Origin of the sequence: Yinghuangia sp. YIM S10712 (assembly GCF_051388935.1) — a bacterium.
In the GTDB taxonomy this organism is placed as follows: domain Bacteria; phylum Actinomycetota; class Actinomycetes; order Streptomycetales; family Streptomycetaceae; genus Yinghuangia.
The window spans coordinates 206,945-212,180 of sequence record NZ_JBPKBI010000013.1 but is presented as its reverse complement, the minus strand read 5'-3'; the positions used below and the strand labels follow the sequence as shown (position 1 = coordinate 212,180).

At 71.6% G+C, this 5,236-nt stretch carries 5 protein-coding genes; 2 read left to right on the top strand and 3 right to left on the bottom strand.

Annotation, left to right across the window (positions count from 1 at the left end; all coding sequences use genetic code 11):
• The 3 genes from ACRX5W_RS24215 to ACRX5W_RS24205 all read right to left on the bottom strand — a co-directional run.
• The coding region (locus ACRX5W_RS24215; protein ID WP_436790380.1) for a hypothetical protein at positions 1–198 on the bottom strand (198 nt) is incomplete at its 3' end.
• Between the two features lie 181 nt (positions 199–379).
• Positions 380–2,950: a polynucleotide kinase-phosphatase gene (locus ACRX5W_RS24210; protein ID WP_436790379.1), complete on the bottom strand. Its 2,571-nt coding sequence runs from the start codon at positions 2,948–2,950 to the stop codon at positions 380–382.
• A complete protein-coding gene (locus ACRX5W_RS24205) occupies positions 2,947–4,614 on the bottom strand; it encodes a 3' terminal RNA ribose 2'-O-methyltransferase Hen1 (protein WP_436790378.1) in 1,668 nt (555 codons plus the stop codon). The genes ACRX5W_RS24210 and ACRX5W_RS24205 overlap by 4 nt, the downstream gene beginning before the upstream one ends.
• 85 nt (positions 4,615–4,699) lie before the next feature.
• On the opposite strand from ACRX5W_RS24205, the gene ACRX5W_RS24200 reads away from it, so the two are divergent.
• Positions 4,700–4,903, top strand: a complete 204-nt coding sequence (locus tag ACRX5W_RS24200) for a hypothetical protein (protein ID WP_436790377.1) — start codon at positions 4,700–4,702, stop codon at positions 4,901–4,903.
• Between the two features lie 149 nt (positions 4,904–5,052).
• Positions 5,053–5,236, top strand: a 184-nt coding sequence (locus ACRX5W_RS24195; protein WP_436790376.1) for a hypothetical protein, incomplete at its 3' end; no start/stop codon positions are given.

Below are 5,236 nucleotides of genomic sequence, written 5' to 3'. Positions count from 1 at the left end.
GGTGAGGCGTTTGAGCTCCAGATCCGGTCGGTGCAGGATGACCTGCCTCAGCCGTCCGGTCTCCGACTGGACACGGAAAGCCATGAACTCCTCCTGACGGATCCGGCGCGATGCACACCCAACGCCCGGCGGCTGGGACGCGGGCCGGGTGTCCGAAGACTCGGCACCACGATTCGCCTGCTTGTCCGGCGTGCGCATCGGCCCGCGTGCCACCCACATGTTGGCCCACAATCCGGCCCCCATGTCGGCCTACGGGTTTTCGAGCGTTATGCCCAGGTTACGAGATCGCACCGCGCGTGATCGCACCCGAGGTACGGCCCGCCCCCGTGAGCGGGCTGCGCTCCGGCGCCGTCCGCGGGCGACGCCCGAGCACGGCCGCTCACAACCGCGGATCGACCGGTTCCGACTCCAGCGCGAGGACCGCGAAGACCGGCTCGTGGACACGCCACAGGGGTTCGCCGGACGTGAGCCGGGCCAGGGCCTCCAGGCCGAGGGCATGCTCGCGGAGCGCGAGCGAGCGCTTGTGGCCGAGGTGGCGGTTCCGGAGCCGGGTCAGGTGCTCGGGTTCGGCGTAGTCGGGGCCGTAGACGATGCGGAGATACTCGGGCCCGCGCACCTTGAGGCCCGGCTGTATCCGCGTACCCGGCGGGCGCGCGGCCTCGGCGGCCAGCGGCTTGACGACGATGCCTTCGCCGCCCGCGCCGGTCAGCGCCTCCCACCACGCCACGCCCGCCGCGACCTGGTCGGCATCGGCGAGGTCGACGATGAGGCGGCCGGTGGTGGCGAGCAGCCCGGTCTCGTCCGCCGCGGCGAGGCGGTCGGCGAGGCCGAGATGCCAGTCGTGCGGCTGCGCGGTGAAGTCCCGGCCGCGCGCGGCCAGAAACTGGAACGGGGCGAAGCTCAGGCCGTCGAGATCGTCGACGGGTCGGCAGTAGCGGGCGTACGCGTCGGTGAACGCGCGGGCGTTCGCTTCGCGCCGGTCGGTGCGTGCCGCGAGGTCGGCGACGTCGACGCCCCGTGCCGCAGCGCGGGCGAGCGCTTCGGCGGCGGCCGGCAGCGCCGTGGTCGCGGCGGCACCGACCGAGGCGTACTGGCGCCGCAACAGGTCCGTGGCCTTGGCCGACCACGGCATCAGTTCGGCGTCCAACAACAGCCAGTCGGTGTCCAGTTCGTCCCACAGGCCGGCGGCGCCGACGGCACCGCGAATCCGGGCCAGGAAGCGTTCGGTCAGATCCGGCGTCGCGAGGAATGACCGGCCGGTCCGCGTCCACAACGCTCCGGTGCCGTCGGGTATGTCGAAGGCGCCCTTCGCGGCGTCCTGGTCGCGGCACACCAACGCGATCGCGCGCGAGCCCATGTGCTTCTCTTCGCAGATCACCCTCGTGATGCCGTCCTGGCGGTACTGCTCGAACGCTTCTGCGGGATGTTCCAGCAGCCCCGGCCGGTCCGACGTGGCGCACGGCGCCATGGTCGGCGGCAGGTAGACGAGTCGGCGCGGGTCGGTCGCGAAACGGCTCATGACCTCCAGCGCCGCCGCGGCATTCTCGCCGCGCACCATGACGCGACCAGCTGTGGCGGTCTCGACGACACGGCGGCCCATCGGGTCGTCCGGCACGAGGACGTCGGCGAGGTCGAGCGGGCGTCCGTCCCGGCCGCCGGGCGCCTCCGCCTTGAGAGGCCGGACCGGCTCGTACCAGACCTGTTCGGCGGGGACCGCGACCAGTTCCCGCTCGGGGTAGCGCAGCGCCGTCAGGTCGCCGCCGAACACGCAGCCGGTGTCGAGGCAAATGGTGTTGTTGACCCACTCGGCGCGCGGCATGGGCGTGTGGCCGTACACCACCATCGCGCGGCCGCGGTACTCCTCGGCCCACGGGTAGCGGACCGGCAGGCCGTACTCGTCGGTCTCGCCGGTGGTGTCGCCGTAGAGCGCGAAACTGCGGACTCGGCCGGACGTGCGCCCGTGGTACTTCTCCGGCAGACCCGCGTGCGCGACCACAAGACGGCCGTCGTCGAGCAGGTAGTGGCTGACGAGACCGTCGCAGAACGCAGCGATGTCGGCGCGGAACTCCTCTGATTCACCGGCGAGTTGGTCCAACGACTCCTTGAGGCCGTGCGTGACGCTCACCTTGCGTCCGCGCAGCGCGCGCAACAGCTTCTGCTCGTGGTTGCCCGGCACGCATATCGCGTGGCCGGCCCGGACCATGCCCATCACCAGGCGCAGCACCCCGGGCGTGTCGGGCCCACGGTCGACCAGGTCCCCGACGAAGACCGCCGTACGGCCGTCGGGATGGACCGCGTCGACGCCACGGTCCGCGGCGTCCCGGACGATCCGGTACCCGAGGCGACCGAGCAGCGTCTCCAACTCGGCACGGCAACCGTGGATGTCCCCGATGATGTCGAACGGGCCACCGAGGTGGCGCAGGTCGTTGAAGCGCTTCTCGTACGTGATGCGTGCCGCCGCGATCTCGTCCACGCCGCGCAGGTGGTGCACTTTGCGGAAGCCCTCGCGCTGGAGGCCGCGCAACGACCTGACCAGGTCCTTGCGCTGCCGTGTGACCACACTGCGCGGCAGGTGAGCGCGGTCGGGTCGCGCGGTGTTGCGCTCGAAACAGACCTGTTCCGGCACGTCGAGCACGATCGCGACGGGGAGCACGTCGTGTTCGCGGGCCAGTTGCACCAACTGCGCCCGGGCGCCGGGCTGCACGCTGGTGGCGTCGATGACGGTCAACCGGCCGGCAGCCAGGCGGATCCCGGCGACGTGTTGCAGGAGCGCGAAGGCGTCCTTCGACGCGGCCTGGTTGTTCTCGTCGTCGGAGACCATGCCCCGGAAGAAGTCGGAGGACAGCACCTGCGTCGGCGCGAAGTGGGCACGGGCGAATGTCGACTTGCCCGCGCCGGTCGTTCCGATGAGGACGACCAGGCTGAGGTCGGGAATGGCGAGCTCGGTCATGCGGAAAGGTCCTCGGCATCGAAGTCGGCGGCGGGGCGAACGGCGAACACGGCCATCTGCGTCGGCGGTCCCACCTCGGGATCGTCGTCACCGACCGGCACGAACGCGGCCTGGTAGCCGAAGCGTTCGGCCACCTCCGCGGCCCATGCCCGGAACCCGGCCCGGTCCCATTCGAACCGGTGGTCGGCATGCCGCATCGCCCCGGGTGCCAGGCCCGGGCCGCCCTCTTCGTCCGGCGCGTACCGGACGTTGTACTCGGCGTTCGGCGTCGTCACCACGACGGTGGTCGGCCGGGCGAATCCGAACACCGCGAACTCCAGTGCGGGCAGGCGTGGTTCATCGACGTGTTCGATCACCTCCGACAGCACCGCGGCGTCGTACCCGACGAGGCGGGCGTCCGTGTACGTCAACGCCCCCTGCATCAGCCGTATCCGCCCGCGCTGCCGCTCCCCCATTCGATCGAGACGCAGGCGCCGTGCGGCGATGCCGAGCGCCCGCACCGACACGTCCACGCCCACGATTTCGCCGAACTGACGCTCCTTCAGCAACTCCGCGAGCAACTTGCCGTCGCCGCACCCCAGATCCAGAACACGCGACGCGCCGGCCTCGCGCAGCGCGGCAAGAACCGCGCGCCGCCGGTGCACCGCGAGGGTCACACGAGCCTCCTCGTCCGCAGACACCGCCCCGTCCGAAGCGTCCGCCGCGGGGACCTCGGCGCCGCCTGCGGCATGCCCCACTGTCGCCAGCCCGCGAGCCGGGCCGGCGTTGCGCGACGAAGCCGCGCCTTGCGCCGCGTTCTCCGGCAGGCGGTCACCGGCTGCCGCAGCGATGCCGGGCCCGACACCGTCCTCCGCAGCGCCCGCCGTCTCGTCCGTGTCCTCCTCCGCGGGCACCGCGTTGTCAAACGCCTCAGCCTCGGCGTCGTCCACCTCCGCGAGGCGTTCCAGCGCCGTCCGGGTCAGCCCCGGACGCCGCGACAGGTAGCGGCGAGTGATCAGCGTCCGCTCCGGATGCTCCGCGAGCCACCCCTCTCCCGCGCGCAGCAGCTTGTCGACCTCTTCGGGCGACACCCAGTAGTGCTTGGCGTCGTCAAGCACCGGAAGCAGCACGTACAAGTGCCGCAGGGCCTGCGAGACCCGAAGCGTCCCGGTCAGCCGGAGCCGCACGTACCGCGATTCGCCCCATTCCGGGAACCGCCGGTCCAGCGCCACCGGTTCGGCCTCGACGTCCCACCCCAGCGGCTCGAACAGCGACCGCACCATCGAGGCCCCGCCGCGCGACGGGAGGGCGGGCACCGAGACATCGAGCGGCCAGTCCTCGTCCACGAGCTCGGGCCGTGCCTCGCACCGCCCCTGCATCGCCGTACGGAACACGCCGCCCAGCGCCACCGCCAGCAGCGACGACGCGGCGTAGGGCCGGTCGTTGACATACTGCGCGAGCGCGAAGTCGGGCGCCTTGCCGGACTTCCGGGAGCCTCGCACGAGCCCCACCGGATCGACGTCCAGCAGCAGAGCCGCCTCACAGCGATCCTGCGAAGCCTCGGGGTAGAACACGTGGGCGGTGCCGTACGAGGCACCGAACCGCTGTGCTTTGTCGGGGTGCTTGTGCAGCAAAAACCCAAGATCGGTCGCAGGGCGCCGGGTGGTCGCTATCGTCAGGAACACCCGAACGAGTATTGCGTGCGCCTTCCCGCGCTCACCACCGGGTTTGTCCGGGCACAAGCCCGCGGAAGCGACAGGAGGATTGCCCATGGCCAAGGTCACCATCTCCTTGGACGCCAATCTCGCCATCGACGTGATGATGTTGTCGGGCACGAGCAGCCCCCAGGACGCAGTCGAACTCATCGTGCGCGACTACCTCGCACGCGGGCAGCGCACCGAGGCCCACACCGGCCAGGTCGGCCACCGCGCCGAAGACCGCGGCCACATCCCCACCCCGCCGGAGACGACGTAAGCCGTCAACGCGTTTCGCCGGGTCGCGGCTCCCCTCTCCGCCCCCGGTGCGGGAACGGGATGACCCTCGCCTCGCGGGTCGGCCCCGGTTCATTCCTCGGCGATACCTCCCGGCCGACCGTCGCGCACTGCAGGCACTCCGTCCGCGGCGTGGACTCCGCCGCGAGCAACAACCAGGGATCGGCGGCGGAATCGGCGAACCAGGTCGAAGCCTCCTGGACGGCACGGAGACGGACCAGCGCGTGGAAGGTGTTCTCCCACGCGGTGCGGCACTGCCCGCGTCCCTCCGCATCGAGCAGCGCGCCGACCGGGCCCGGCCTGCCGCGCGGCACCC